General features: G+C 73.5%; 27 protein-coding genes and 3 pseudogenes. 13 read left to right on the plus strand and 17 right to left on the minus strand.

Annotated elements, in window-relative coordinates:
* Nucleotides 1-32: 32 nt before the first annotated feature.
* The gene (locus tag QC282_RS03640) at nucleotides 33-698 is read left to right on the plus strand and encodes a fasciclin domain-containing protein (protein WP_279547703.1); all 666 of its coding nucleotides are present in this window, start codon (nucleotides 33-35) and stop codon (nucleotides 696-698) included.
* A 192-nt stretch (nucleotides 699-890) separates the two neighbouring features.
* Here QC282_RS03640 and QC282_RS03645 read toward each other — a convergent pair whose 3' ends face one another.
* From QC282_RS03645 to QC282_RS03655, 3 genes are all read right to left on the minus strand, one after another.
* Nucleotides 891-1,433 (minus strand): hypothetical protein, encoded by a 543-nt coding sequence (locus tag QC282_RS03645; protein ID WP_279547704.1) that lies wholly within the window; start codon nucleotides 1,431-1,433, stop codon nucleotides 891-893.
* A 30-nt stretch (nucleotides 1,434-1,463) separates the two neighbouring features.
* Nucleotides 1,464-1,682: a hypothetical protein gene (locus tag QC282_RS03650; protein ID WP_279547705.1), complete on the minus strand. Its 219-nt coding sequence runs from the start codon at nucleotides 1,680-1,682 to the stop codon at nucleotides 1,464-1,466.
* Nucleotides 1,683-1,859: 177 nt separating this feature from the next.
* A complete protein-coding gene (locus QC282_RS03655) occupies nucleotides 1,860-3,554 on the minus strand; it encodes a helix-turn-helix transcriptional regulator (protein ID WP_279547706.1) in 1,695 nt (564 codons plus the stop codon).
* Between the two features lie 113 nt (nucleotides 3,555-3,667).
* Here QC282_RS03655 and QC282_RS03660 point away from each other — a divergent pair, with 113 nt between their 5' ends.
* A complete protein-coding gene (locus QC282_RS03660; RefSeq protein ID WP_279547707.1) occupies nucleotides 3,668-4,423 on the plus strand; it encodes a hypothetical protein in 756 nt (251 codons plus the stop codon).
* A 38-nt stretch (nucleotides 4,424-4,461) separates the two neighbouring features.
* Nucleotides 4,462-5,571 (plus strand): S8 family peptidase, encoded by a 1,110-nt coding sequence (locus QC282_RS03665; RefSeq protein ID WP_279547708.1) that lies wholly within the window; start codon nucleotides 4,462-4,464, stop codon nucleotides 5,569-5,571.
* A gap of 265 nt (nucleotides 5,572-5,836) precedes the next feature.
* On the opposite strand, the gene QC282_RS03670 is transcribed toward QC282_RS03665, so the two are convergent.
* The 4 genes and pseudogenes from QC282_RS03670 to QC282_RS03685 form a co-directional block, all read right to left on the minus strand.
* Nucleotides 5,837-6,463, minus strand: a complete 627-nt coding sequence (locus QC282_RS03670; protein ID WP_279547709.1) for a YigZ family protein — start codon at nucleotides 6,461-6,463, stop codon at nucleotides 5,837-5,839.
* 41 nt (nucleotides 6,464-6,504) lie between these two features.
* On the minus strand, nucleotides 6,505-7,047 hold the full coding sequence (locus QC282_RS03675; protein ID WP_279547710.1) for a histidine phosphatase family protein: 543 nt from the start codon (nucleotides 7,045-7,047) through the stop codon (nucleotides 6,505-6,507).
* Nucleotides 7,044-7,460 (minus strand): annotated as a pseudogene (locus QC282_RS03680) (hypothetical protein); the annotation flags it as partial. The pseudogene QC282_RS03680 and the gene QC282_RS03675, both read right to left, overlap by 4 nt.
* Nucleotides 7,461-7,793: 333 nt before the next feature.
* A pseudogene (locus tag QC282_RS03685) lies at nucleotides 7,794-8,105 on the minus strand (hypothetical protein); the annotation flags it as partial.
* A gap of 279 nt (nucleotides 8,106-8,384) precedes the next feature.
* Here QC282_RS03685 and QC282_RS03690 point away from each other — a divergent pair.
* The gene (locus QC282_RS03690) at nucleotides 8,385-8,792 is read left to right on the plus strand and encodes a CoA-binding protein (protein ID WP_279547711.1); all 408 of its coding nucleotides are present in this window, start codon (nucleotides 8,385-8,387) and stop codon (nucleotides 8,790-8,792) included.
* Between the two features lie 47 nt (nucleotides 8,793-8,839).
* Nucleotides 8,840-9,016: pseudogene (locus tag QC282_RS03695) on the plus strand (4-hydroxybenzoate 3-monooxygenase); the annotation flags it as partial.
* Between the two features lie 40 nt (nucleotides 9,017-9,056).
* On the opposite strand, the gene QC282_RS03700 reads toward QC282_RS03695, so the two are convergent.
* Nucleotides 9,057-9,416, minus strand: coding sequence for a metalloregulator ArsR/SmtB family transcription factor (locus QC282_RS03700; RefSeq protein WP_279547712.1), 360 nt, complete (start codon nucleotides 9,414-9,416; stop codon nucleotides 9,057-9,059).
* Nucleotides 9,417-9,477: 61 nt separating this feature from the next.
* Here QC282_RS03700 and QC282_RS03705 point away from each other — a divergent pair, with 61 nt between their 5' ends.
* Nucleotides 9,478-10,560: a cation diffusion facilitator family transporter gene (locus QC282_RS03705; RefSeq protein WP_279547713.1), complete on the plus strand. Its 1,083-nt coding sequence runs from the start codon at nucleotides 9,478-9,480 to the stop codon at nucleotides 10,558-10,560.
* Nucleotides 10,561-10,597: 37 nt separating this feature from the next.
* Here the strand turns inward: QC282_RS03705 and QC282_RS03710 are convergent, their stop codons facing one another.
* Nucleotides 10,598-11,155, minus strand: coding sequence for a YbaK/EbsC family protein (locus QC282_RS03710; protein WP_279547714.1), 558 nt, complete (start codon nucleotides 11,153-11,155; stop codon nucleotides 10,598-10,600).
* 43 nt (nucleotides 11,156-11,198) lie between these two features.
* The gene (locus QC282_RS03715; RefSeq protein ID WP_279547715.1) at nucleotides 11,199-11,771 is read right to left on the minus strand and encodes an XRE family transcriptional regulator; all 573 of its coding nucleotides are present in this window, start codon (nucleotides 11,769-11,771) and stop codon (nucleotides 11,199-11,201) included.
* A gap of 109 nt (nucleotides 11,772-11,880) precedes the next feature.
* Here QC282_RS03715 and QC282_RS03720 point away from each other — a divergent pair, with 109 nt between their 5' ends.
* Entirely contained in the window at nucleotides 11,881-12,741 is an 861-nt protein-coding gene (locus QC282_RS03720) for a DMT family transporter (protein WP_279547716.1), read from the plus strand.
* Between the two features lie 25 nt (nucleotides 12,742-12,766).
* On the opposite strand, the gene QC282_RS03725 is transcribed toward QC282_RS03720, so the two are convergent.
* Nucleotides 12,767-13,531 (minus strand): acyltransferase, encoded by a 765-nt coding sequence (locus QC282_RS03725; RefSeq protein ID WP_279547717.1) that lies wholly within the window; start codon nucleotides 13,529-13,531, stop codon nucleotides 12,767-12,769.
* Nucleotides 13,532-13,638: 107 nt separating this feature from the next.
* Here QC282_RS03725 and QC282_RS03730 point away from each other — a divergent pair, with 107 nt between their 5' ends.
* Complete coding sequence (locus QC282_RS03730; RefSeq protein ID WP_279547775.1) at nucleotides 13,639-14,169, plus strand: gamma carbonic anhydrase family protein; 531 nt, start codon at nucleotides 13,639-13,641, stop codon at nucleotides 14,167-14,169.
* 62 nt (nucleotides 14,170-14,231) lie between these two features.
* Here the strand turns inward: QC282_RS03730 and QC282_RS03735 are convergent, their stop codons facing one another.
* Together QC282_RS03735 and QC282_RS03740 are read right to left on the minus strand one after the other, a co-directional pair.
* On the minus strand, nucleotides 14,232-14,879 hold the full coding sequence (locus tag QC282_RS03735) for a DedA family protein (protein WP_279547718.1): 648 nt from the start codon (nucleotides 14,877-14,879) through the stop codon (nucleotides 14,232-14,234).
* 255 nt (nucleotides 14,880-15,134) lie between these two features.
* Nucleotides 15,135-15,572 (minus strand): DUF4442 domain-containing protein, encoded by a 438-nt coding sequence (locus QC282_RS03740; RefSeq protein WP_279547776.1) that lies wholly within the window; start codon nucleotides 15,570-15,572, stop codon nucleotides 15,135-15,137.
* Nucleotides 15,573-15,750: 178 nt separating this feature from the next.
* Here QC282_RS03740 and QC282_RS03745 point away from each other — a divergent pair, with 178 nt between their 5' ends.
* Together QC282_RS03745 and QC282_RS03750 are read left to right on the plus strand one after the other, a co-directional pair.
* Nucleotides 15,751-16,764 (plus strand): hypothetical protein, encoded by a 1,014-nt coding sequence (locus QC282_RS03745; protein ID WP_279547719.1) that lies wholly within the window; start codon nucleotides 15,751-15,753, stop codon nucleotides 16,762-16,764.
* Nucleotides 16,765-16,960: 196 nt separating this feature from the next.
* The gene (locus QC282_RS03750) at nucleotides 16,961-18,256 is read left to right on the plus strand and encodes an MFS transporter (protein WP_279547777.1); all 1,296 of its coding nucleotides are present in this window, start codon (nucleotides 16,961-16,963) and stop codon (nucleotides 18,254-18,256) included.
* Here the strand turns inward: QC282_RS03750 and QC282_RS03755 are convergent.
* The 3 genes from QC282_RS03755 to QC282_RS03765 all read right to left on the minus strand — a co-directional run bounded on the left by QC282_RS03755 (nucleotide 18,187) and on the right by QC282_RS03765 (nucleotide 21,314).
* Nucleotides 18,187-19,032, minus strand: coding sequence for a fused MFS/spermidine synthase (locus QC282_RS03755; protein ID WP_279547720.1), 846 nt, complete (start codon nucleotides 19,030-19,032; stop codon nucleotides 18,187-18,189). The genes QC282_RS03750 and QC282_RS03755 overlap by 70 nt on opposite strands.
* A gap of 31 nt (nucleotides 19,033-19,063) precedes the next feature.
* On the minus strand, nucleotides 19,064-20,242 hold the full coding sequence (gene tuf, locus QC282_RS03760; protein ID WP_279547721.1) for an elongation factor Tu: 1,179 nt from the start codon (nucleotides 20,240-20,242) through the stop codon (nucleotides 19,064-19,066).
* Between the two features lie 322 nt (nucleotides 20,243-20,564).
* The gene (locus QC282_RS03765; protein ID WP_279547722.1) at nucleotides 20,565-21,314 is read right to left on the minus strand and encodes a DNA alkylation repair protein; all 750 of its coding nucleotides are present in this window, start codon (nucleotides 21,312-21,314) and stop codon (nucleotides 20,565-20,567) included.
* A gap of 49 nt (nucleotides 21,315-21,363) precedes the next feature.
* On the opposite strand from QC282_RS03765, the gene QC282_RS03770 reads away from it, so the two are divergent.
* The gene (locus QC282_RS03770; RefSeq protein WP_279547723.1) at nucleotides 21,364-22,164 is read left to right on the plus strand and encodes a TVP38/TMEM64 family protein; all 801 of its coding nucleotides are present in this window, start codon (nucleotides 21,364-21,366) and stop codon (nucleotides 22,162-22,164) included.
* Nucleotides 22,165-22,180: 16 nt separating this feature from the next.
* Here QC282_RS03770 and QC282_RS03775 read toward each other — a convergent pair whose 3' ends face one another.
* Nucleotides 22,181-23,350, minus strand: coding sequence for a thiolase family protein (locus tag QC282_RS03775; protein WP_279547724.1), 1,170 nt, complete (start codon nucleotides 23,348-23,350; stop codon nucleotides 22,181-22,183).
* Nucleotides 23,351-23,507: 157 nt separating this feature from the next.
* Between QC282_RS03775 and QC282_RS03780 the strand changes: the two genes are divergently transcribed.
* A complete protein-coding gene (locus tag QC282_RS03780) occupies nucleotides 23,508-24,002 on the plus strand; it encodes a helix-turn-helix domain-containing protein (protein WP_279547725.1) in 495 nt (164 codons plus the stop codon).
* A 149-nt stretch (nucleotides 24,003-24,151) separates the two neighbouring features.
* Entirely contained in the window at nucleotides 24,152-25,027 is an 876-nt protein-coding gene (locus QC282_RS03785) for an undecaprenyl-diphosphate phosphatase (RefSeq protein ID WP_279547726.1), read from the plus strand.
* Nucleotides 25,028-25,042 lie beyond the last annotated feature (15 nt).

Consider the following 25,042-nt stretch of genomic DNA (forward strand, 5'->3'; position numbering starts at 1 on the left):
ATCCGCCGCGTCAACCACAGGAGAAACACACCATGAACACCCGTATCCGCCGTATCCCCGTCGCCGTGGCCGCCGTCGCCATCCTGCCCATCGCGCTCAGCGCCTGCTCCGACAACGGAAGCGACTCCTCCGACTCCTCCGCCAAGGCGTCGTCCTCGGCCCCGGCGTCGACGTCCGCCTCCGACGACGACATGACCGGCTCCGGTGACGCGTCCACGGCCGACCAGCCCTTCGGCCCGGCCTGTTCGGCGGTGCCGGAGAACGGTGCGGGCTCCTTCGACGGCATGGCCAAGGACCCGGTGGCCACCGCCGCCTCCAACAACCCGGCGCTGTCCACCCTCGTCACCGCCGTCAAGAAGGCCGGACTGGTCGACACCCTGAACAGCGCGCAGAACATCACCGTCTTCGCCCCCACCAACGACGCCTTCGACAAGATCCCCAAGGCGACCCTGGACAAGGTCCTCAACGACAAGGCCCAGCTGACGAAGATCCTCACCTACCACGTCGTCGGCGAGAAGCTCACGCCGGGCGACCTGTCCAACGGCACCTTCGACACCCTGGAAAAGGGCAGGATCACGACCAGCGGCTCCGCCGAGTCGTACACCGTCAACGACTCCGCCGAGGTGGTCTGCGGCGGCGTCAAGACCGCCAATGCCAACGTGTACGTCATCGACGCCGTCCTGATGCCCGCCAACTGACGACCGGTCCGAGCCGGGCGCCCGTCAAGGCGCCCGGCGAGCCCTTGCCCGAGGCGGGCGACGGGCCCGTAGGCAGGCGACCCGGCAACCACGGACTGGCATGCTGACACTCAGGGCGGCGGGCCGCCACCGCCATCACGCCGTTCGTCCGCGCCGACCGGCGGCAGGGCTGAATCAGCTTCCCCGCGTAGGTCAGGCGGTCCTGCGTACCGCGTGGGCGGCCGGGTTTTCCCGGGTGGTGTCCGCCTTCCGCGCGGGGGCGTCCGCCTCGGACTTCGCGATCCACGCGTCCAGTTGCTGCTGGGTGGTGCCGGGGTCGGCGACCAGCACGCCCAGGTCGTCACCCGCCACGACGGTTGTCGCCAGGGCCGGGCACCGGCGGCAGCCGTCCACACCGATTTGTGCCCACCACTTGCAGTGAGCGCGCAGATGGCACCGCGGTACGCTCCGGCTCTCGTCCGCCGGCGTCACCGCCACCCGCTCCACCAGGGTGCAGTCATTGCCCCTGCGGTGCAGACAGTCGCTGACGCAGTGCGACGCGAAGCGCAGCACCCGGGTCGGCTCGACGTCCTTCGGGACGACCGGGAGGACGTCCCTGGCCGGCACGGGGTCGGCGAGGTACACGACCTCCGCGTTCTGCCCTGAGCGCACGCCGAGTACCACCGACTCCGGTGCGTCGGCCCTGCCGCTCGGACACCACAGTCCGTCTGTTCCGGAGCGTTCCGCGGTGCTCATCTCGACCTCCTCACGAATCCGGTGGGCCTGCTACACGATCTGACCGGCGCAGCCCGCGGGGCAGGCGGTGACCGTGCGCTCCAGCTCGACGGCCATGGTGAGGTGCGTCTGCAGCTGAGCCGACGCGATCCGCTGGGGCCCGGGCGACGGCTGTGCCGCGGACGCGGTGCCCGCTCCCCCGAGAACGAGCGCGGCAGCCGCGACGGTGGCCGCGGCACCCCCGGCGGTGGGACGAACGGTGTACTTCATGTCGAACCTCCTGAACTGGCCTACGACAAAAGTGCGTACGGGCACGCTAGGACGTGACCTGGGCCACCACCGGCAGTTCGAGCGGCTGTTCGCAGACGCTCCGGACCGCTTCCGGCAGTTCGGCCGGCTGGTGCGCGTCAGGGGGTGAGAGTGGGGCGGTCTTCGTCACGGAGGCGTTCAGTCGAGGTCGCCGACGATGCCGAGTACCTGGGCCAGTCGTCTTTTGGGTACCGAGCCGAACTTCCGGCGGACGTTCATGACGTAGTTGCGCGCGGTTCCGACCGTGATGCCCAGATGGCCTGCGATCTCCACCGCGGTGAACCCCTGCGCGGCGAGCACCGCGACGTCGCGCTCGCGGGGGGTGAGTCCGGCGTTCACCTGGTGGCGCTGGTTGTGCGGTACGTGGAGCAGGCCGCGGTGCAGGGAGCGGTCGCGGGCGAGCGTGGCCAGTGACCTGTCGGCTCCGGCCGCGGTGAGGAGCTCGGCGGCGCGGTCGCGGGCGTGGGCCAGTCCGGCCGGGGAGGGGGCGACTCTGGCGGCGGCGTGGTACGCACGGCCGGCGGTGATGGGTTCGCCCATGCCGGCGAGGGCGTCCGCGCCCTCGATGAGGGAGGCCCAGCCGCGCTTGCCGGCGAGGTGCCCCTCGACGACCGCGCGGATCGCGACGGCGCGCGGATGGGGCGACCAGAACCGCGACATGGCGGCGGCCTCGTCCCGGGCCGCGTCCGGTGCGATCTCGGTCAACGCGAGCAGGGCGTCCTCCCAGCCGAAGTGGTGTCCGGCATCGCGCGCCTTCCGCAGGAGCTGCGGCAGCCCGCGCGCCGGGCGCGGCTCGCGGCGGGCGTGCCGTATGTACGCGAGGGTCGCCGCCGCGCTCGCGCCGCACGGGGGCGAGGTGGCGTACGCCATCGTGACGACCGCTTCGAGGTTGTCGTGCCGCAGGCGGCGGGCCGTCTCGAACGTCACCGCGGCGGCGACGGCGCTGCCGAGTTCGCGGATGCCCGGTGCGGTGCCCGTCATCGCGACCTCGGCCTGCCGCCGCGCGGCGTCCAGGTCTCCCGTGCGGTGACGCACGAGCGCCTCGACCGCGGCGAACTTGTTGACCCAGGGCCCTCGGCCCACCACCCGGCCCCGGGCCACGGCCTCCAGGGCGGTCGGGTAGTCCCCGCAGTACGCACAGGTCAGCGCCCAGTTCAGGTAGTTCAATGAGGCGACCTCGCCGGTGACCGCGTCGAGGTCGGCCGACAGCAGCGAGGCGGCCCTGCGCCAGCGCTTGGGTGCGCGCTTGTGCCCCTGGTAGGTCTCGCACGCGGCGTGCATGCCGGCGACGAGGGCGATGATCCACGGCTCGCCGGAACGTTTCGCCAGGGCCAGCGCCCGGCGGGCGAGTTCCCACCGGTAGGAGGGGCTGAGGCCGGCGTCGGCGGGGAAGGACATGCGGCTCAGGGCGAGGGCCTGTCCCCCGATGTCGCCTGCCGCGGTGAACTCGAAGAGGGCACGGGTGCCGTACTCGGCCATCGCCTTGCCCCGCGCGGCCCGGGCCTGGGCGAGGAACACCGCGCCTCGTGCGCGGGGGCTGTGGCACGCGGCGGCCAACTCGTCGAGGAACGCCCAGGGAGCGGGGCCGGGCGCGCCCCACCGGGTGAGCATGGAGGTCATCTCGGCGAGGGCGATCCGGTCGTCGTCGGCGAGCCGCGTCACATCCGCAAGGGCGTTGCGCAGCGTTGCGAAACCGAGGTCGGACCGGCCCCGGAGCGCGGCCGACTCGGCTTCGCGGAGCTGTTCCCGGACGGCGGTGGACACGTTCTCGGCCAGGGACGCATGGGACGTTTCCGGTAGGAACGAGCGTGCCCCGGAAGCGGTTTCGTTCATGGTTCGAGCAAGAATAGGTGCAGTTCTTGGATTGTCCAGGGGGCCGGAACGGGGGCTTTCATTTCCGTGGACGGGCCACGGCCGTCGCCCTGTTTCCAGCCCGAGGACTGCCCATGAACGCATCCCGCAAGGTGGTCGTGTCCGCGCTCACCGCCGCGCCGACAGGGGCACCGACGGCCGCGAGTTCCGCGACCGGCGACGAACCGGCCGGCCCGGCGGTCGCCGTCGCCGGTGACGTCCCGCGGGAAGCCACCGCCGTACCGCACGGCCTGCCCACCCCGGCGCGCACCGAGGAGCAACTCGCGGCCGATGCGGCGCTGCTGAAGTCCGCACCGGAGGGTGCGTCGCCCAAAGCCCCCTGGAACACCGGATACGGGACCCCTCGGACGGTGCGGGCGCCCGGCGGACATCTGACCGGTCCGCAGGCCGGCGAGCCGCGCGCGACCGCGAGGAGCCGGCTCCGGGCGCACCGCGCGCTGTTCGGCCTGTCCGTCGCGGACGTCGAGGCGCTCGCGGTGCGGCGCGAGCACGAACTGCCGGGCACCGAGCCCTACCGTCCCGGCGCGACCGTGGCCTCCTGGCGGGCCGACTGCGGCACACCACCGGCCGCTCAGGGAACAGACGCGTGGACCACGAAGCCGCCGGCCGGCCGGGGCGACGGACGGCACGTCGCGTCGTACACCGGGCCGGAGAGCCGACTCGGTGACATGCGGACGTTCTTCCACGACTCGGCGTGCAGGCCGATCACCGGCGACTTCGTGACTCCTGGTCAGAAGGCCGTGATCGCCCCGGGCGCCGACTACGTCGGGCTGCTGTACCGGTACGGCGCCGACTACGAGTTCACCCTCACCGCGCGGCAGACCGGCTGACCATCGGTGCTCCCGTCCGTCACCCAGGAGAGGAACACATGTCCCACAACCGCAGATTCACTCTCGCCGCGTCGCTCCTCGGCGCCGCCGCACTGTTGAGCACCTCGGCCGGCCTCGCGCACGCAGGCACCGACGACCCGCTGCGCGGCGACCAGTGGGGCCTGGACCAGGTCCGCGCCGAACAGGCGTGGTCCGCCAGCACCGGCACGGGTGCCGTCGTGGCCGTGGTGGACACCGGGGTGGATCTGACCCACCCCGACCTCAAGGGCAACCTGGTGTCCGGCGCCACGTTCACCGGCTGCGGCAAGCAGGCCCAGCCGTGCGGGAACGGCGACTTCCGCGGCCCCGACGGCCAGAACAACGGCGACGAGCACGGCACCCATGTCGCGGGCATCGTGGCCGCCGTCGCGAACAACGGCACGGGGGTCGCCGGGGTCGCGCCGAACGCCAGGATCATGCCGGTCAAGGTGCTGGAGGAGGGCAGCGGCACCTTCGAGGACATAGCCGCCGGCATACGGTGGTCGGCCGACCACGGCGCCGATGTGATCAACATGAGTCTCGGCGGCCTTGCGGGAACGCAGGCCCTCACCATCACCGGCCTGGAGTCGTCGGTGACCGACGCGATCGCGTACGCCAACGCGAAGGGCACGGCGGTCGTCGCCGCCGCCGGCAACTCGGCCACCCCCGTGTGCAGCACCCCCGCGTGGGAGGCCGGCGCCATCTGCGTGGCGTCGACCGACCGCAACGAGCTGAAAAGCTGGTTCTCCGAGCTGCCGAACAAGCCCGACCTGAAGGCCGTCGCCGCTCCCGGCGGCGCGGGACTGATTTCGTGCAAGGACGACATCGTGTCCACCGTGCCGGCCGGCACCGGGTCCGCGTCCTGCGGCCAGAGGGACTACGACTACTACGCCGGCACGTCCATGGCCACGCCGCATGTCGCGGGTGTCGCCGCCCTGCTCTTCGCGCAGGGCCGGACGCTGGCCAACGTCGAGGACGCGCTGCTCGACACGGCCCGCCAGCCGGGCACCGGACTGAGGGGGGTCTACTCACCGGTCTACGGCTGGGGCATCGCGGACGCCGGCGCCGCCGTCCAGTACGCCGGGGCGGCCCCCGCCAAGGGCCGCAAGGGCGGTACGGACAAGCGCTGACCCGGTCGTCATCCACCGGTCGACGGGGTCGGCCACCTGGGCGTACCGGGTGGCCGGCCCCGTCCTGCGGACCACCTTCCGCGCCGAGGACGGAACATGCCGAAGACGGAACGTGCAGCTCCTTGACCGCCGCCGCTTGCTGTCCGCAACCGCTGCACGGTCGCCGGAGTCGCCTCCTCCCTTGACCGCCCTGCGCGCCGCCAAGGCCCCGAGTCCGACGGGGTCTTCCGCCACGGGGTGCCGTCGGCGCGCTTTGTCCGGCGTGTCAGGCGTCCCCGTAGGCCTCGCCGCCGAGTTCGAACCGGGCCGTGCCCGCCGTCACGTCGGCGAGCCACGCCTCGAAGGCGGTCACGTCCGCGTCGGGCAGTCCGATCTCGATCGTGACGGCCTCGCTGTAGCGCACGTCGCGCACCTCGCGCCCGGTGGAGCGCAGTTCGTTCTGCAGTTTGCCCGCGCGCTGGTGGTCGACGGTGACGGTGGCGAGCCGGAAGCGGCGCCGGGTGATCGTGCCGAGCGCGTCGAGTGCCTCGCCGACCGCGCCGCCGTACGCCCGGATCAGTCCGCCCGCGCCGAGCTTGACCCCGCCGAAGTAGCGGGTGACGACGGCGACGACGTACCGCATGTCGCGGCGCAGCAGCATCTGGAGCATCGGGACGCCGGCGGTGCCGCCGGGTTCGCCGTCGTCGCTCGCCTTCTGGATGCCGGCGTCGGCGCCGACGACGTAGGCCCAGCAGTTGTGGTTGGCGTCGGCGTGCCGCTTGCGGACCGCCGCGACGAATTCCTGCGCCTGCTGTTCGGTGGCCGCCGGGGCGAGCGCGCACAGGAAGCGGGAGCGGTTGACCTCGGTCTCGTGCACGCCCGCGTGGGCCACTGTGCGGTACTCGTCCTGCATCCGGCCAGCCTATGCGCCGGCCACGCCCGGCGGCCGACCGGCTACTTCTTGCCGCCGCGCGGCACTGTCACCGAGGTCAGGAGGGCGGTGCCGGGGGCCAGGGCCGACCAGGCGGTGCCGTGCCAGGCGAGGACGGCGACGGCGGAGGTCGGGAACTTCGTGCGGACCTGCTCCAGGGTGTCGCCGAGCCCGTCCCCGGCCAGGCCGAGAACCAGGTCCTCCAGGCCGGGGTTGTGTCCGACGAGCAGCAGGGTCGCGATCCCGGCGGGCACCTCGTGCACGACGGCCAGCAGTTCGTCGGCGCCGGCGGCGTACAGCCGGGGGTCGTGGCGCACGGGCGGCGGCGTGCCCCACTGCCCGGCGGCCAGCTCCCAGGTCTCGCGGGCGCGGACGGCGGTGGAGCACAGGGCGAGGTCCGGCAGCAGGTCGGCCTCGGCGAGGGCGTGTCCGGCGGCGGGGGCGTCGCGTCGGCCGCGCGGGGCGAGCGGGCGCTCGTGGTCGGGGGTGCCCTCGGGCCGGGCGGACTTGGCGTGCCGCAGGACGACGAGGCGGCGCAGCGGGCCCGCCCCGGAGCGCGCGATCACGCCGGGCTGCCGAGGTCGCGGGCGAGGTCGAGGCCGAGGATCCGGTCGGCGTGCACGTACGTCTCGAACCGGGCGCCGTCCGGCAGCTCCGGGTCGCTCCCGACGTCCCGCAGGACGCGGAGCACGCCGGGCAGGTCCAGGTCGTCCTCCCAGGCGGCACGCACGCGTGCGCGCACCTCGTCGGGGACGGGCCGCGAGGGCAGGCGCGCCCAGCCGGCGACCGCGCGGCGCCAGCGGACGAGGGTGTCGTGGGCGTCGTGCAGCGCGGCCGGGTCCAGGTGACAGGTCACGCTTCTCGGCCGGGTGAGCAGCGCGAGCCGCAGGGCGGCGGGGTCGGGCTCCTCCGCCGCGTCGGGCACCACCTGCTCGACGGGCGCGACGGCGACACGGATACCGCCGGCCACGGCGCCACCCCGCCCCGCGCCGCGACCGGCACGGGAAGCGGGACCGCCCTCGGAACCGCCCTCCCTTCCGTCCCCGCCCGGGACGTGGCCGCCACCGGGTGCGTGCCCCTCGCCCGCAACACCTTGGCCGCCACCGGGTGCGTGCCCCTCCCCCGCGACACCTTGGCCGCCGTCGGGGGCGGGACCGCCCTCGGCGCCGACCTGGCGGCCGTCGGATGCAGGTCTGACCTCGGCGATGATCCGGGCCCCGTCGGATGCGGGCCCCTCCTCGGCAACGGCCTCGGTCCCGTCGGTCCCAGGGCCCCTCTCGGCCGCGAGCCGCGTGCCCTCGGCGCCGGGGCTCCCCTCGGCCACGACATGGATGACCCGGGCCTCGCCGAGTCCTCCCGTGTCGTCCGTGCGCTCCTCGAAGGGGCGGATGCCGAGGGCGGCGGCCCCGGCCCGCAGCTCGGCACGTTCCCGCTCGCCGGACAGCAGCGCCCAGACGGGCGTGCCGCCGAGTTCCAGGGCGCGGACGAGGGTGTCCGCGACGAGCAGCACACGGAGGTTCGTGATGTCGAACCCCGAGGTGTGGGCCTCGACCCGGGTCAGGCCGCGGCGGGGCCGGGCGGCGTCGACGAGTTCGCCGCTACGGGCGTCGGTGATGCGCAACACGAGGCGAGCGTAGGCGCCCGGAGGGCAGAACGCAGTCCGGCGGGACACACCGCTGTGCGCACCCCGCGCCCGGCGTGCGCGCCCTCGCCGTCCGCCGTCACCCCGCCGTCCCCGGAAACCGCACTTCCGGGCGCCGGTCCGGCCGTCCGGCGTGATCTCCGCGCGGCCCGCGCAGGCGACGGCGAGCCGGTCGAAGCGGGCCTTGGTCGCCCGGGGAATCATCGGGCGCCGCGGCCCGTTGTGCCGGACGACAGCGACAGCCCACCCCAAGGAGGCCGTGTGTACGGCGACGACGCAACGGTCCGCAGGATCCTCACCGGCCTCGGCGACACCTGGGCCGTGGTGGGCCTGTCGAACAACCGCTCCCGTGCCGCGTACGGCGTCGCCGAGGTGCTGCGGCGCTTCGGCAAGCGCGTCGTGCCGGTGCACCCGAAGGCGGAGCCGGTGGACGGCGAGCAGGGCTACGCCTCCCTCGGGGACATTCCCTTCGACGTGGACGTGGTCGACGTGTTCGTCAACGGCGACCTGGCGGGCGCGGTCGCCGACGAGGCGGTCGCGAAGGGCGCCAAGGCGGTCTGGTTCCAGCTCGGTGTGGTCGACGAGGCTGCGTACGGGCGGACCCGGGAGGCGGGTCTGGAGATGGTGATGGACCGCTGCCCGGCGATCGAGATACCGCGCCTGGGATGAGCGGCGTCCGTCCGGGGCCTGGACGGCTACTCGGAGGCGAGTCTGCGCGGGTGTGGCAGTACCAGGAGTTCTCGCAGTGGCTGTCGGGCGTCTTCCACGGGGCGTCGTCCGGCGACCCGTTCCGCGCGGGCACCACGCCGGTCCGGCTGCGCCGCGTCCTCGGCTCCCCGTCGGCAGCGGCGGCCTTCGCCGAGATGTACGTCGGCAAGGACGCCGACCCCTGACCCGCGGGCGTGACGTGGGCCCGGCCCGCCCACCGGTGCCTCAGTCGTGCGACGGCCGGTCGCTGAGCCGGTGGTCCGCCACGTTCAGCGCCTCGTCGACCAGCCGACGCAGATGGCCGTCCCGCAGCGCGTAGACGACGCGCCGCCCCTCCTTGCGCGTCGAGACCAGCCCCGCGAGCCGCAGCCGCGCCAGATGCTGGCTGACCGCCGGGCGGGCCGCCCCGCACACCTCGGTGAGTGTCGTGACGTCGGCCTCTCCCCCGGTCAGCGCGTGCAGCAGGGTGAGGCGGGTGCGGTCGCCGAGCAGGGCGAGGAGTTCCGCGGCGAGGGCGAACTGTTCCTCGCCGGGGTTGCGCGGGTGCGCATCCTGCGCAGGTGACAGGTGCATGCGTGCGCTCATACGCACATAATGGCGTCGTGGGCGGCCCGCGTCCACCTCCGCGCACCGGAAGGGGAGCCTCGTGAGCCACCGTCACCAGGGAAATGCCGGGCACGCGCACGACCACCGGCACGACCACGACCACGCGCACGGCCATCAGCACCGGCACCACCCCTCCCCCACGGGCCTGCGCCGCCTGACGCACTTCCTCACCCCGCACTCCCACGAGACCGCCGGCAAGCTGGACTCCGCCCTGGAATCCTCGGCCCGTGGCATGCGCGCCCTGTGGGTGTCGCTCGCGGTGCTCGGCGTCACCGCGCTCGCGCAGGCGGTGGTGGTGGCCTTCTCCGGTTCGGTGGCGCTGCTCGGCGACACGGTGCACAACGCGGCGGACGCGCTGACGGCCGTACCGCTCGCCATCGCCTTCGTACTGGGCCGGCGTGCGGCGACGCGGCGGTTCACGTACGGCTACGGGCGCGCCGAGGACCTGGCGGGCATCGCGATCGTGCTGACGATCGCGGCGTCGGCGGCGTTCGCCGGGTGGACGGCGGTGGACCGGCTGCTGGACCCGCGCCCGGTCGCGCACGTGCCGGCGGTGGCGGTGGCGGCGCTCGTCGGTTTCGCGGGAAACGAGTGGGTGGCCCGGTACCGGATGAGGGTCGGGCGCGCGATCGGTTCGGCCGCGCTGGTCGCGGACGGGCTGCACGCCCGCACCGACGGCTTCACCTCCCTGGCCGTGCTGCTGGGCGCGGGCGGTTCCGCCCTGGGGCTGCAACTCGCCGACCCCGTCGTCGGGTTGGCGATCACGGCCGCGATCCTGCTGGTGCTGCGGGACGCGGCGCGCGAGGTGTTCCGGCGTGTGATGGACGCCGTGGACCCGGCGCTGGTGGACCGGGCGGAGCGGGCGCTCGAAGGGGTCGCGGGGGTGCGCGGCGTGGGCGAACTGCGGCTGCGCTGGATCGGACACCGGCTGCGCGCGGAGGTCGCGGTCGTCGTCCGCGGGGACGTGTCGGTGCGGGAGGCGCACCGCGTCGCCGTCCACGCCGAACACGCCCTGCTGCACGCGGTCCCGCGCCTCACGGCCGTCCTGGTGCACGCCGACCCCGAGCCCGTACCGGGCGAGACGGACCCGCACCTGCCGCTCGCGCACCACGCGACGGCATAGTCCTGTCCCGCCCGGACGCGGAAGTGCAGCGCCGCGGTCAGGCGACCCCGAGGCCTTCCAGGACCACCGCGCCCGGCAGGTCGGCGAACGCCTTGCCCGGGACCAGCAGCTTGCCGCGCCGGCGCCCGCTGCCGACCAGCACGTACGGCAGGTCGACGACCGCCGGGTCGACCAGCACCGGCCATCCGTCGGGCAGGCCGAGCGGGGTGATGCCGCCGTACTCCATGCCGGTCTCCCCGGTCGCGACGTCCATGGCGGCGAAGGACGCCTTGCGCACGCCGAGTTGGCGGCGCACGGCGCCGTTCACGTCGACCCGCGCGGTGGACAGCACGACGCACGCGGCGAGTGTGGTCTCCCCGGCGCGCCTGCCCGCGACGACGACGCAGTTGGCGGACTGTTCGAGCAGGTCCCGGCCGTAGTGCTCCACGAAGACGGCGGTGTCGGCCCACTGCGGGTCGGTGTCGACGTAGACGATCCGGTCGGCCGGGACGCCGCCGCTCCAGTGGCGTACGGCGTCGGCGACCGGGCGGGTCAGCTCGTCGAGGCAGTCGGGGGCGGGCCGGGCGTTGTCGAAGTGTCCGATCGGTGCGTGCATGAGCGCAGGCTACCGCCGCACCGGGGGCACCCGAGGGGGCGTCTCAGCGGACCGGCGGCACCGACACCGCGAGCACCATCTCGGTGGGTTCGTCGCCCCGGTTGCCGTACATGTGCGGGGTGTTGGCCTCGAAGGTGACGCTGGCGCCGGCCGGTACGAGGTGGTCGGCGCCGTCGACGGTGAGGGTGAGCTCGCCGGCGGTGACGTGGACGATCTCGACGGTGCCGGCCGGGTGCGGGTCGGAGTCGCTGCTGTCGCCGGGCATCAGGCGCCAGTCCCACATCTCCAGCGGGCCGGGTGCCTCGGCGCCCGCGAGCAGTCTGCTGTAGCTGCCCGCCTCGGTGTGCCACAGCCGCATGGCCTGGTCCGCCGGGACGATCCGGACCTTCGGCCCCTGCTCGTAGTCGAGCAGGGTGGTGATGCTGATGCCGAGCGCGTCACCGATCTTGACGACCGTGCCGAGGCTCGGGTTGGTGCGGGCCTGCTCGATCTGGATGAGCATGCCGCGGCTGACACCGGCACGGGCGGCGAGCACGTCGAGGGTGAAGCCGCGCTCGGTGCGCCAGCGCTTGACGTTGCGCGCCAGGGACTGGGTCAGCAGGTCGAGGTCCGACACGTTCCATCCACACTTCTTGACAATATTTTGCACGTTGCAGTGCAACACAGTGAACTATGCTGTGATGCACCCGATCGTTCACTGAACTGTACTGCGAGGCAACCGTCCCATGACAGCACTCTTCGCCCTCGCCACCAGCCTCCTGTGGGGACTGGCCGACTTCGGCGGCGGGCTGCTCACCCGGCGCACACCCGCGCTAACGGTGGTCGTCGTCTCGCAGTCCGTCGCGGTCGCCGTGCTCGGCGCGGTCGTCGCCGCCACGGGTGCCTGGAGCGAGGCGGGTCCGCGCCTGTGGTTCGCGGTGGCCGCCGGACTGGTGGGCCCGGTGGCGATGCTGGCCTTCTACAAGGCGCTCGCCCTCGGCCCGATGGGCGTCGTCTCCCCGCTCGGCTCGCTCGGCGTCGCCGTCCCGGTCACGGTGGGCCTGGTCCTGGGCGAGCGCCCGGGCCCGCTGCAACTCGCCGGCATCCTGGTCGCCGTCGCCGGGGTGTGCCTCGCGGGCGGCCCGCAGTTCCGCGGCGGCGCCCCGGTGCAGCGGCGGGCCGTCCTGCTCACGCTGCTCGCGGCGTTCGGGTTCGGCGCGGTGATGGCCCTGATCGCCGAGGCGTCGACCACGCTCACCGGACTCTTCCTCGCCCTGTTCGTGCAGCGCGTGACCAACGTGGCCGCGGGCGGCCTCGCCCTGTACGTCTCCGTGCGGCGCGGCGCGCCCGCGCTGTCCCCGGCCGGCTTCCCCTGGGGTTCGCTGCCCGCGCTGGCGTTCGTCGGTCTGGCGGACGTGGCCGCCAACGGCACCTACGCGATCGCCGCCCGGCACGGCCCGGTCACGGTCGCCGCCGTACTCGCCTCGCTCTACCCGGTGGTGACGGCGCTCGCCGCGCGGGGCGTGCTGCACGAGCGGCTGCGCGCCGTGCAGGCGGCGGGCGCGGGCCTCGCGCTGATGGGCACGGTGCTGCTGGCCGGCGGCTGAGCGCGGGGCCGGCCGGCCCGGGGTGTCAGGCGCCGGGCTCCCATTCGGCGAGCCGGGCCGCCGACGCCTCGTCCAGCTCCGACAGGGCGAGCAGCTGGTCCGGCGTGACCCCTTCGGGTATCGGCACGGGCGCCGGCGTCCGCAGCGGCGGCTGCCAGCCCTCGGCGGCCGTCCACCGCCGTACGACCCGGGCCGGGGCCCCCGCCACGACGGCGTGGTCGGGCACCGTGCCGCGCACCACGGCACCGGCCGCGACGACGACGTTCCGCCCGATGCGCGCGCCCGGCAGGATCACCGCTCCGGTGCCGATCCAGCAGCCCGGCCCGATCTCCACCGGCTCCATCCGGGGCCACTGCTTGCCGATGGGCTGGTGCGGATCGTCGTAGGAGTGGTTCGTGGACGTGACGTACACGTAGGGCCCGAAGTAGCAGTCGCTGCCGATGGTGACCGTCGTGTCGGCGATGACGTGGCTGCCGCGGCCGAGGACGACGCCGTCGCCGATCCGCAGGATGGGCTCCGGTCCGAGGTCGAGGTCGGGCATCAGGCCGGCGGTGAGGGTGACCTGCTCCCCGACGATGCAGTGGGAGCCCAGGTGGATCCACGGTTCGCCGAAGACCGTGCCGAGCGGGAAGGCCAGTCTGGTACCGGTTCCCATCGCCCCGAAGCGGAGCCGTCCGGGGTGCTCGGCGGTCACGGAGCCGGTCCGCTGCGCCCACGCCCAGGCCGCGTGGACGGCGCGCTGCCCGAGGCGGCGCCGCCACGACGAGAACGTGTTCTTGCGGTTGGGCACCCGCTCACCGTACTCAGCGGCCGGCCGCGCCGGACGCCGAAGGCCTGTGATCTTCACCCCAACCGGTGGCGTACGGTGCCGGAGAACACCTGAGCAGGGAGGCGATGATGACGCACAAGGCGCTGATCAAGGGCATCGGCGGCAAGGACCCGAAGGTGGCGCCGGAGGCGTTCGTGGCACCGACGTCCTCGGTGATCGGGGACGTGACGCTGCACACCGGCGCGAGCGTCTGGTACGGGGCGGTGCTGCGCGGCGACGTCGAGCGGATCACCGTCGGCGCGAACAGCAACGTCCAGGACAACTGCACGCTGCACGCCGACCCCGGCTTCCCGGTCACGGTGGGCGAGCGCGTGTCCGTCGGGCACAACGCCGTGGTGCACGGCGCGACCGTGGAGGACGACTGCCTGATCGGCATGGGCGCGACGGTGCTCAACGGGGCGGTGATCGGCACCGGTTCGCTGGTCGCCGCGCAGGCGCTGGTGCCGCAGGGGATGCGGGTTCCGCCGGGGTCGCTGGTGGCCGGCGTTCCCGCCAAGGTGAAGCGGGAGCTGACGGCGGAGGAGCGGGAGGGGATCGCCCTCAACGGCGACATGTACGCGGGGCTGGCGCGGTCCCACCGGGACGCGTACGAGGGCTGACGAGCGCACGCCGGATGCGGGTGGGGCGCGGGTGAGTGCCGGGCGCGCCCCCGCAGGGCGTCTCAGTCGCCGGTCGTGACCAGTTCCGGCTCCGGCGTCGCGGCCGGCCGGACCTTCTTCGCCTTGCGCTTCAGCACCAGCATCGACGTGACGCCGATCAGGACCGCCAGGACCAGGCCCACCCACGAGAAGCGCTTCAGCCAGGCCTCGGCGACGACGCCCACGTAGTAGATGACGGCCGTCGTGCCGCCCGCCCAGAGGATACCGCCGAGGACGTTGGCCGTCAGGAACTTCCAGTACGGCATGCGCAGGACGCCCGCGAGGGGGCCGGCGAAGATGCGGAGCAGGGCGACGAAGCGGCCGAAGAACACCGCCCACATGCCCCACTTCTCGAAGGACCGCTCGGCCGTCGCGATGTGCCCCTCGCTGAAGTGGCTCGGGAACTTCCTGCCGAGCCAGGCCAGCAGCGGACGGCCGCCGCGGCGTCCGATGGCGTAGCCGATGGAGTCGCCGACGACCGCGCCGACCGTGGCGCAGATGCCGAGGACGAGCGGGTCGACGCCGCCGTGCTGGGAGGACAGCAGGGCCGCCGAGACCAGGATGATCTCGCCGGGCAGCGGGATGCCGAGGCTCTCCAGACCGATGACGATGCCGACGACTGCGTAGACGGCCGCCGCGGGCACGGTGTCGAGCCATTCCTGGACGTGCAACGCCGGTTCCTCCCCGTCTCGGAATTTCCGCATTCCCGGACGTACGCCGCGATCACGGCGCACGTCCGGGAAGCCTACCGGGCCACCGGGACACCCCCCGCGTCCACGTGACGGCCCTCTCCCCCCTCGGTTCTCCGGGCGTGCCGAACCGTGACACGGTCACCGGGCCGTCCCCTCCTCGGCCCGGCCGTCCCCGGCATCCCGGAGCACACCCCGCCCGGACGCCGGCCCGCGACGCGAAGGCCCATACGCGGATCAGCCGTTGGGGCGCAGCGTCCAGACGACCGTCATCTCGCTCGTCACGGCGCCGTCCTCACGCTGGATGGCGACGCTCACCGGGAACTCGGGGCGCCGGCCCGCGTCGAGTTCGGCGACGACGTCGTCGATCGGGCGGCCCAGCGTCGCGGTGGCCCGGACCGGCCCCAGGGCGATCTTCTTGAACGCGATCTGCGCGGTGACGGGGAGCGGAACGGCACGCGAGAGCTGGTCCCCGAAGGCGGCCAGGACGATCGCGCCGCTGGCGGACTCGCCGAGCGTGAACATCGCGCCGGCGTGCGGCCCCCCGACGTGGTTGCGGTACTCGCTCTGGTCCGGCAGGGCCAGCACGGCCTGCTCCGGGGTGGTCTCCAGGTACTCCAGGTTCAGGGTCCGAACCATCGGCACCGTGGCGGCGAGGAGCTCGCCGATCGACATGTGGTCTGCGGTCATGTCCCGCAGGTTACCCACGAGTAGCCTTCGGTGGCCAGGGCCGTGGGGCCATCGCCGTTCCGGCGGGGCGCGCTTCCCCGCGCCGTCCGCGTCGCGAGTTGCTACGTGCCCGTCAAAGGGCGGTGACCCAATCGTGTCCTGGCCGCCGCTAGGGTGGCTGCCCATGTGGCCAGGACAGCAGCAGCCCGGGGGCGAGCAGAACCCGCAGGCGAACAATCCGTACCAGCAGCCGGGATACCAGCAGCCGAATCCGTATCAGCAGCCCGGTTACCAGCAGACCGGGCCCCAGGGCCAGCCGCAGTGGGGGCAGCCCACCATGCCGCTGACTCCGCAGCCGCCCGGCGGAGGGGGCGGCAACCGGACGAAGCTGGTCGCGATCGTGGCGGCCACGGCCGTCGTCGTGGCCGCGGGCGTCACCGGATTCCTGGTGCTCGGCGGCGACGAGGACGACACGGCGGACGGCGGCACCAAGGGCGGCGGCGCGACGGTGTCCGCGTCCCCCTCGAAGCCGGCCGAACCGACCGAGTCCGCCCCGGGCACCGACGACAACCCGCGCGGCACCGAGACCGAGAAGCCGACCGTTGACGGCTGGAAGGTCGTCATCAACCCGAAGTGGGGCACGGCCTTCGACGTCCCCGCCGACTGGGAGGTCGAGTCCCCCGGTCTGACCATCGGCTTCGAGGACGACAAGTCCGAGGACGGCAAGCCGCTCATCGTGATGTCGGCCCCGGCGATCTACAAGTCCAAGTGGTGCACGACCGACGAGAACAAGGACGGCCGCACCGAGGACACCTCGCTCGCCGCCACCGGCACGAAGGGGGCCAACGGCGCCAAGAGCACCGACGAGGTCGCCGTGAACACGGTCGCCTGGTGGGTGTACGGCGGCTACACGCAGCCCGACAAGAAGAGCATCGCCTTCGACAAGAAGGCCAAGGCCTACACGACCAAGGCCGGCATCAAGGGCAGCATCGCCACGGCCAAGTCGAACGGCACGCCGCAGAAGGGCAAGTGCGCGAGCGACGGCAAGGCGATCACGTTCGGCTTCAAGAACTCGGCCGGCGACTTCGTCTCGTGGAACTTCTACGGCGCCCGGGGCGTCAAGGACGAGGTGCCCGACGAGACCATCATGAAGATCCTGAGCACGGTGCGGACGCACGGGGAGCCGACGGGCGGCTGATCCGCGGGCACCGGACCGGAGTTCCCGCGGGCTCCGGACCGGTGTTCTCACCGACCCCGGACCGGAGTTGTCACGGACCCCGGACCGGTGTCCTCGCGGGCCCGGCCCCGGCATGTGACGTATCGGTTTGGCAAGTCGGGGCGGCTGCGGCGATAGTCGGCCGGTGACCTCCGCCGACTCCTCCCGCCGCGCCCGCATGCCCGCGTGGGCGGGCCGCAACTACTCGTTGCTGACCGCCGCCGCGTTCGTCACCAACCTCGGCAGCCACGGCGCGCTGGTCGCCGCCGCGTTCGCCGTCCTGGAAACGGGCGGCGACGGCGGCGACGTGGGCCTGGTGGCCGCCGCGCGCACCCTGCCGCTGGTGCTGTTCCTGCTGATCGGCGGAGCCGTCGCGGACCGCCTGCCGCGCCACCGCGTCATGGTCGCGGCCAACGCCCTCAACTGCCTGTCGCAGGGCGCCTTCGCGGTGCTCGTGCTGGCCGGGGAGCCGCTGCTGTGGCAGATGATGCTGCTGAGCGCCCTCGGCGGCACCGGCCAGGCGTTCTTCAGCCCGGCCGCCGAGGGCATGCTGCTGTCCTCGGTGCAGGGCGAGCAGGCCGGCCGGGCCTTCGCGGTGTTCCGGATGGCGATGCAGGGCGCGGCGGTCGGCGGTGCCGCGCTCGGCGGCGCGATGGTCGCCGCGATCGGGCCGGGCTGGGTGCTCGCCGCCGACGCCGCCGCGTTCGCGCTGGCCGGGGCGCTGCGCGGGCTCCTCGACGTGAGTCACATCCCGGCGCGCGCCCCCGGCGGCGGGATGCTCGCCGACCTCCGCGAGGGCTGGCGGGAGGTCGCGGGCCGGCCCTGGCTGTGGGGCATCGTCGTCCAGTTCTCCATCGCCAACGCGGTCGTCGCAGCAGCCGACGCGGTCTACGGGCCGCTCGTCGCCCGGGACCACCTGGGCGGCGCCGGGCCCTGGGGTCTCGCGCTCGGCTTCTTCGGCGCGGGCACGGTCGTCGGCGCCCTGCTGATGACCCGCTGGAAACCACGCCGTCTGCTGTTCGTCGGCACCCTGTGCGTCTTCCCGCTGGCCCTGCCGTCCGCGGCGCTCGCCGTGCCCGTGCCGGCCGGGGCGCTGTGCGGGGTGATGTTCGTGACCGGCGTGACCCTTGAGGTGTTCGGGGTCTCCTGGATGACCGCGCTGCACCAGGAGATACCCGAGGACAAGCTGTCCCGGGTCTCGGCGTACGACTGGTTCGGCTCGGTCGCGCTCGTGCCGCTCGCGACGGCGCTGGCGGGCCCCGCGGAGACGGCGTTCGGACGGCCGGCGGCGCTGTGGGGCTGCGCCGCGCTGGTCGTGGTGATGACCGCGGCGGTGCTGTGCCTGCCGGACGTGAGGAATCTGCGGCGGACCACCAGGAAGGTCACGGGAGCCGCCGAGGGCGGTCAGCCGACGCCGAACGACCCGTCGGGCGGCTCGGGCGACGGCACGGCGTCCGCGTCCCGGACGGGCTGAGCGCCGCCGGTGAAGTCCCGTAGCGCTCGCCCGTGTTCGACGCGTGCGGGGAACGCGTCGGCGGCCGTGCGCCGGGCCACGGCGGCGGTGTCGACGGGGTGGTGCGCGGCGACGAGCACCGCGTTGCCGAAGCGGCGCCCGCGCAGCACACCCGGCTCGGCGATCAGCGCCAGGTGCTCGAACACCGCGGCGAAGGTGGCGAGCTGGGAACGCAGGAACGCGAACGGCGCCCCGTCGGCGAGGTTCGCCAGGTAGACGCCGCCCTCCCGCAGCACCCGCGCCGCCTCCTCGGCGTAGCCGAGGGACGTGAGGTGCGCGGGCACGCGGGAGCCGCCGAAGACGTCGGCGACGAGGATGTCCGCCGAGTCCGCCGGCGCGGACGCCAGCCAGGCGCGCGCGTCCGCCGGGTGCAGCGTGACGCCCGCGCCGTCCGGCAGCGGCAGATGCTCGGCGACCAGTTCCAGCAGTCCCCGGTCGGCCTCCACGACGTCCTGCCGGGAGCCGGGCCGGGTCGCGGCCACGTACCGGGGCAGGGTGAGCGCGCCGCCGCCGAGATGCAGCACGTCCAGCGGGCGCCCCGGCTCCGCGACGACGTCCAGGACGTGCCCGAGCCGCCGGGCGTACTCGAACTCCAGGTGGGTCGGCGCGTCGAGGTCGACGTACGACTGCGGCGCCCCGTCCACGGTCAGCAGCCAGGCCCGTGCCCGGTCGACGTCCGGCATCAGCTTCGCGGTGCCGTGATCGACGACACGGGTCACGGGTATGGCTTCGTTCACGCCTCCATTCTCACGGAACGGCGGTCACGCCTCACTGAACGGCGGTCACGGTCCCCGCCCCCACGGTCCGTCCGCCCTCACGGATGGCGAACCCGAGCCCGGGCTCCAGCGGAACCTCCCGCCCCAGCTCGACCGTCATCGACACCGTGTCGCCGGGCCGCGCGACGGCCACCTCGCCGAGGTCGACGTCGCCGACCACGTCCGCGGTCCGGATGTAGAACTGCGGCCGGTACCCGGTGGCGACGGGCGTCGTACGCCCGCCCTCGCGCGCCGACAACACGTACACCCGCGCCGAGAACCGCCGTCGCGGCACGACACTGCCGGGCGCCGCCACCACGTGCCCGCGTCGCACGGCGTCCCGGGGCACGCCGCGCAGCAGCACCGCCACGTTGTCCCCGGCCTGCGCCTCCTCCATGGGCCTGCCGAAGGTCTCCAGACCGGTGACGACGGTGTCGACGCCGGCGCCGAGCACCTCCACCCGGTCGCCCGGGCGGAGCGTGCCGCGCTCGACGGCACCGGTGACGACCGTGCCCCGGCCGGTGATGGTGAGCACGTTCTCCACCGGCAGCAGGAACGGGGCGTCCAGATACCGCTCCGGCATCGGCACGTACGTGTCCACCGCGTCGAGCAGCGCCTCGATCGACGCCGTCCAGCGCGGGTCGCCCTCCAGCGCCCCGAGCCCGGAGACCCGTACGACGGGCACGGCGTCGCCGCCGTAGCCGTGCGCGGTGAGCAGGTCCCTGACCTCCAGCTCGACCAGGTCGGTGAGTTCCTCGTCGCCCGCGTCGGCCTTGTTGAGGGCGACGACGATGTGGTCGACGCCCACCTGCCGGGCGAGCAGCACGTGTTCGGCGGTCTGCGGCATGATCCCGTCCAGCGCGGAGACGACGAGGATCGCCCCGTCGAGCTGTGCGGCGCCGGTCACCATGTTCTTGACGTAGTCGGCGTGGCCGGGCATGTCGACGTGTGCGTAGTGCCGGGTGTCGGTCTCGTACTCGACGTGCGCGATGTTGATGGTGATGCCGCGCGCCGCCTCCTCCGGGGCCCGGTCGATGCGGTCGAAGGAAACGTACCGGGTGGTGCCGCCGGCGCCGCGCTCGGCGAGGACCTTGGTGATGGCGGCGGTCAGGGTGGTCTTGCCGTGGTCGACGTGACCCATCGTGCCGATGTTCAGATGCGGTTTCGTGCGGACGTACGCCGTCTTGGGCATGGCGACACCTCGAAGTCTCTCGGTGCAGAACGGTGACGGCCCCGGCGCGGCACTACGGGCACGCGGCCGGGACGGGGACCCCGGGGAACTCGCCGACCCTCCCCCTGCGGGGTCCGCCGGACGTTCCGGGGAGGGTCAGCTTCGGGCGCCGTCGACAGCGGCCGCGAGAACGGGAACGGCAGCCTTCGGGGCATCCGCGACGGCGGATGCTGCGAGGTGGAAGGCGTACCGGAACATGGCGTCGATCATCGCCGACGCCGTGACCCGCGTCGAATGGTTTTCGGTGCCCGGGAGTTCGGGCCGGGGGGTCGGCAGCGGCGGATCAGGAGGCGCCGGTGTTCTTCAGCGCCTCGCGCACCGACAGCGGCGCGAACCTGTCCCGTTCCCGCGCGAGGAAGTCCCGTACGGCGTCCGGGTCGGTCTTGGCGTACTCACGCAGGCACCAGCCGATCGCCTTGCGGACGAAGAAGTCCTCGTGCCCGGCCTGCCGCAGGCAGTAGCCGAAGAGGCGTGCGGTGTCGGTGCGTTCCCGGTACCGCAGCTGGTGGAGCAGGGCGGCGCGGGCGAGCCACAGGTTCTCGTCCTCGATCCAGGCGTCCATGTCCGCGGTGAGGTCCGGGTCGGCGGCGACGAGCCCGCCGACCACGTGCGCGGCGAGCAGGTCGACGGTGTCCCACCACGGGACGGTGGTGAGCAGGTGCCGGACGACGGGCAGGAAGGCGGAGGAGCAGCGCCCCACGTGGCGGCGGAGGTAGTCGACGGCGAAGTAGTGGTACTCGCGTTCCGGCAGCCGCCAGCAGCGCAGCGCGATCGCGGCGCAGTCGCTCTCGGCGGGCCGCGGCGTGCCCTCCAGGACGGTGTGGGACAGGGCGCGCCGGACGGGCGTGGTGAGGCCGAGGAAGGGGGCGGCGTCCTTCATGTACGCGCGCATGGCCGGGGCACGCCCGGGGTCGGCCGCGGCGCCGTAGGTGGCGGTGAGCCGCCCGAGCACGTCGTCGGCGAGCGCGCTGCTCGGGATCTTCGGCGCGGTCCCGGCTGCTTCGCCTGCTGTTTCTCCGGCTGTGACGCCCATGAGACAGACCATACGGCGATCACACACCTTCGTCGGTTAGTGTCGCCGGATGCCCGATGCCACCACCCGCTCTGGGGGCACCGTCACGGCCCCGCCCCGGGCCGCCACCACGGAGCTCGCCGCCGCCGTCCCCGCGGTCGCGCCCGTCCCGTCCGTCCCGCCAGTCGTCGCGGCGGGCTTCGCCGGGCGCTGTTCGAGAGCCCTGCGGTCGCCGTGGACGCGGCTCGCGCTGCTCGTCGTGCTGCTGGCGGCGGGGGCGTCCGCGGTGCTGCTGTTCGAGCCGCACAAGCTGCTCACGGACGGCTGGCCGCCGCAGCTCGGCGGTGCCGCCGCGGCCCTGGTGTTCGCGGTGGCGTACGGGCTGTGCACGGTGGCCTTCGTGCCCCGTCCGCTGCTGAACCTGGCGGCAGGGGCGCTGTTCGGCACCGCGGCGGGGCTCGGCGCGGCCCTCGCGGGCACGGTGCTGGGCGCCGGGATCGCGTTCTGTCTCGGCCGGCTGCTGGGCCAGGAGGCGCTGCGCCCGCTGCTGCGCGGCCGGGTGCTCCGGGCCGCCGACGGGCAGCTCAGCCGGCACGGCTTCCGCTCGATGCTGGCGGCCCGGCTGTTCCCGGGGGTGCCGTTCTGGGCGGCGAACTACTGCGCCGCCGTCTCCCGCATGGGCCTGCTGCCGTTCCTGCTCGCGACGGGGCTCGGCTCGATCCCGAACACCGCCGCGTACGTCGTCGCCGGCGCCCGCGCGTCGTCGCCGACGTCCCCCGTGTTCCTGATCGCGCTGGCCTGCATCGCCGTACCCGCCCTGGTGGGTGTGGTGGTGGCCTGGCGCAAGCGGCACCACCTGCGCGCGCGCTGACGCGCGGGCGGCGTCGTCACAGCGCTTCCAGGATCATCGCGTTGGCGAGTCCGCCCGCCTCGCACATCGTCTGGAGCCCGTAGCGGGCGCCGCGCTGCGCCATGGCGTGGACGAGGGTCGTCGTCAGGCGGGTGCCGCTGGCGCCGAGCGGGTGGCCGAGGGCGATGGCGCCGCCGTTGACGTTGACCTTGGCGAGGTCGGCGCCGGTCTCCTGCCGCCAGGCGAGGACGACGCTGGAGAAGGCCTCGTTGACCTCGAAGAGGTCGATGTCGTCCAGGGTCAGGCGGGCCCGGCGCAGGACCTTCTCGGTGGCCGGGACGACGCCGGTGAGCATCAGGAGCGGGTCGGAGCCGGTGACGGCGAAGCTGTGCAGCCGGGCGAGCGGGCGCAGGCCGAGGCGGGCCGCGGTGTCGCCGGAGGTGATCAGCACGGCGGAGGCGCCGTCGTTGACCGGGCTGGCGTTGCCCGCGGTGACGTTCCACTCGATCTGCGGGAAGCGCTCGGCGAAGGCCGGGTCGTAGTAGGCGGGTTTGAGGCCGGCGAGGATCTCGGGGGTGCTGCCGGGGCGTACGCACTCGTCGCGCGAGACGCCGTCGAGCGGCGCGACCTCCGCGTCGAACAGGCCGCTCGCCCAGGCTTCGGCGGCCCGCCGGTGCGAGGACACCGCGAAGGCGTCCATCTGCTCGCGCGTGATCGACCACTTCGCGGCGATCAGCTCGGCGCTGATGCCCTGCGGGACGAGGCCCTCCGGGTAGCGCTCGGCGATGCCGGGGCCGAAGGGGTCCTTGCCGGCCGGCACGTTCGACCACATCGGCACGCGGCTCATCGACTCCACACCGCAGGCCACGGCGATGTCGTAGGCGCCCGCCATGACGCCCTGCGCCGCGAAGTGCACGGCCTGCTGGGAGGAGCCGCACTGGCGGTCCACGGTGGTGGCGGGCACCGACTCCGGGAAGCCTGCCGACAGGGCGGCGTACCGGGTGGTGTTCATGGCCTGCTCGCCGACCTGGTCGACGGTGCCGCCGATGACGTCGTCGATCAGCGCCGGGTCGACGCCGGAGCGCTCGACGAGGGTGCGCAGGGTGTGGGCGAGGAGTGCGACGGGGTGGACGTCCGCGAGGGAGCCGTTCGGCTTGCCCCTGCCGATCGGGGTGCGTACGGCTTCGACGACGACTGCGTCACGCATGGTGCGGGCCTCCTGGGGCGGCTGGCGACTACCTGCGAGTAGGAAATTCAAACTCACCATAGCCTGGTAGGTTGGAAAAACAAACCCTCTATGGTGCCGGGCGCACCGCTCCCCGCGCGGCCCGAGCCGCCGCCCCGCCCTCACCTAAGCTGCTGCCATGCCCGCCACGCCCCCACGCCCCTGCTCCATCGCCGACACCCTGGCGCTCGTCGGCGAGAAGTACTCCCTGCTGGTGCTGCGGGAGGTGTGCCTCGGCAACGGCCGCTTCGACCAGCTGGTGCGCAACATCGGCGCCCCGCGCGACATCCTCGCCACCCGGCTGCGGCGCCTGGTCGACGCCGGCGTCCTCACCAAGCGCGCCTACAGCGAGCGCCCGCGGCGCTTCGAGTACCGGCCGACACAGGCGGGGCTCGAACTGGAGCCGGTCCTGATCACCCTGATGGAGTGGGGCGACCGCCACCTGCGCGGGGACGACGACCGCCCCATGGTCGTCGAGCACATCTGCGGCAACGAGCTGGTCCCGGTGGTCACCTGCCGGGCGTGCGGCGACGCCGTACGGCACGAGGACCTGACCGCCCACCCGCAGGCGCCCGGCTGGACCGTGGCGGGACCGGCCGCGCCCCGCGACGAGCGGCGTCCGACCCGCCCCTGACCGCGCACCCTGCCAAACCCCTGTGTCGGGAGCTTCACCGGGGGACGCTACGCTGCCCCTCGGCACGCACCTGATCCCTGATCACCCCTCCGGGCGGCTCGGTGTGCCCGTCGCCCTTTCCACGATCGGCACTTGGACTCCGTAACCTCATGTCTTGGTTTGAATCCCTCATCCTCGGACTCGTCCAGGGGCTGACCGAGTTCCTCCCCGTCTCCTCCAGCGCGCATCTGCGGCTGACGGCGGCCTTCTCCGGCTGGGAGGACCCGGGCGCGGCCTTCACCGCGATCACGCAGATCGGCACCGAGACCGCGGTCCTGATCTACTTCCGCAAGGACATCGGGCGGATCATCTCGGCGTGGGTGCGCTCGCTGGGCAACAAGGCGATGCGCGGCGACCAGGACGCGCGCATGGGCTGGCTGGTGATCGTCGGCTCGATCCCGATCGGCGTGCTCGGCGTGACGCTGAAGGACCAGATCGAGGGGCCGTTCCGTGATCTGCGCCTCACGGCGACCATGCTGATCGGGATGGGCATCGTCCTCGGCTTCGCGGACCGGCTCGCGGCGCGCGACGAGTCCGGCGGGCGGCACCGCGCCCCGATGCAGCGCAAGGGCCTGCAGGACCTCGGCGTGCGGGACGGCCTGATCTACGGCGTGTGCCAGGCGATGGCCCTGATCCCCGGCGTCTCCCGCTCCGGCGCGACGATCAGCGGCGGCCTGTTCATGGGCTACACGCGCGAGTCGGCGGCCCGCTACTCGTTCCTGCTCGCCATCCCGGCGGTGCTCGCGTCCGGCCTGTTCGAGCTCAAGGACGCGATGGAGAACGACCACGTCTCCTGGGGTCCGACGATCTTCGCGACGATCATCGCTTTCGTGGTGGGTTACGCCGTCATCGCCTGGTTCATGAAGTTCATCAGCACGAAGTCCTTCATGCCGTTCGTCTGGTACCGCATCGCCCTGGGCATCGTCATCATCGTGCTGGTCACGATGGGTGTGCTGAGCCCGCACGCGGCGGAGTCGGCGGGCTGACCGGACGGCGTGCGT

Source organism: Streptomyces sp. DH24 (genome assembly GCF_029813775.1).
Lineage (GTDB): Bacteria > Actinomycetota > Actinomycetes > Streptomycetales > Streptomycetaceae > Streptomyces.

Bases quoted from the DNA above. Each gene is read 5' to 3' on its own strand.
- QC282_RS03740 (WP_279547776.1), bottom strand. From the start codon at position 15,572: ATGTCGATCGGCGAGCTCCTCGCCGCCACGGTGCCGATGGTTCGGACC.
- QC282_RS03665 (WP_279547708.1), top strand. From the start codon at position 4,462: ATGTCCCACAACCGCAGATTCACTCTCGCCGCGTCGCTCCTCGGCGCC.
- QC282_RS03765 (WP_279547722.1), bottom strand. From the start codon at position 21,314: ATGGGCGTCACAGCCGGAGAAACAGCAGGCGAAGCAGCCGGGACCGCG.
- QC282_RS03700 (WP_279547712.1), bottom strand. From the start codon at position 9,416: ATGAGCGCACGCATGCACCTGTCACCTGCGCAGGATGCGCACCCGCGC.
- QC282_RS03780 (WP_279547725.1), top strand. From the start codon at position 23,508: ATGCCCGCCACGCCCCCACGCCCCTGCTCCATCGCCGACACCCTGGCG.
- QC282_RS03745 (WP_279547719.1), top strand. From the start codon at position 15,751: ATGTGGCCAGGACAGCAGCAGCCCGGGGGCGAGCAGAACCCGCAGGCG.
- QC282_RS03775 (WP_279547724.1), bottom strand. From the start codon at position 23,350: ATGCGTGACGCAGTCGTCGTCGAAGCCGTACGCACCCCGATCGGCAGG.
- QC282_RS03655 (WP_279547706.1), bottom strand. From the start codon at position 3,554: ATGAACGAAACCGCTTCCGGGGCACGCTCGTTCCTACCGGAAACGTCC.
- tuf (WP_279547721.1), bottom strand. From the start codon at position 20,242: ATGCCCAAGACGGCGTACGTCCGCACGAAACCGCATCTGAACATCGGC.
- QC282_RS03660 (WP_279547707.1), top strand. From the start codon at position 3,668: ATGAACGCATCCCGCAAGGTGGTCGTGTCCGCGCTCACCGCCGCGCCG.
- QC282_RS03650 (WP_279547705.1), bottom strand. From the start codon at position 1,682: ATGAAGTACACCGTTCGTCCCACCGCCGGGGGTGCCGCGGCCACCGTC.
- QC282_RS03640 (WP_279547703.1), top strand. From the start codon at position 33: ATGAACACCCGTATCCGCCGTATCCCCGTCGCCGTGGCCGCCGTCGCC.
- QC282_RS03720 (WP_279547716.1), top strand. From the start codon at position 11,881: ATGACAGCACTCTTCGCCCTCGCCACCAGCCTCCTGTGGGGACTGGCC.
- QC282_RS03730 (WP_279547775.1), top strand. From the start codon at position 13,639: ATGACGCACAAGGCGCTGATCAAGGGCATCGGCGGCAAGGACCCGAAG.
- QC282_RS03670 (WP_279547709.1), bottom strand. From the start codon at position 6,463: ATGCAGGACGAGTACCGCACAGTGGCCCACGCGGGCGTGCACGAGACC.
- QC282_RS03750 (WP_279547777.1), top strand. From the start codon at position 16,961: ATGCCCGCGTGGGCGGGCCGCAACTACTCGTTGCTGACCGCCGCCGCG.
- QC282_RS03645 (WP_279547704.1), bottom strand. From the start codon at position 1,433: ATGAGCACCGCGGAACGCTCCGGAACAGACGGACTGTGGTGTCCGAGC.
- QC282_RS03785 (WP_279547726.1), top strand. From the start codon at position 24,152: ATGTCTTGGTTTGAATCCCTCATCCTCGGACTCGTCCAGGGGCTGACC.
- QC282_RS03770 (WP_279547723.1), top strand. From the start codon at position 21,364: ATGCCCGATGCCACCACCCGCTCTGGGGGCACCGTCACGGCCCCGCCC.
- QC282_RS03710 (WP_279547714.1), bottom strand. From the start codon at position 11,155: ATGCACGCACCGATCGGACACTTCGACAACGCCCGGCCCGCCCCCGAC.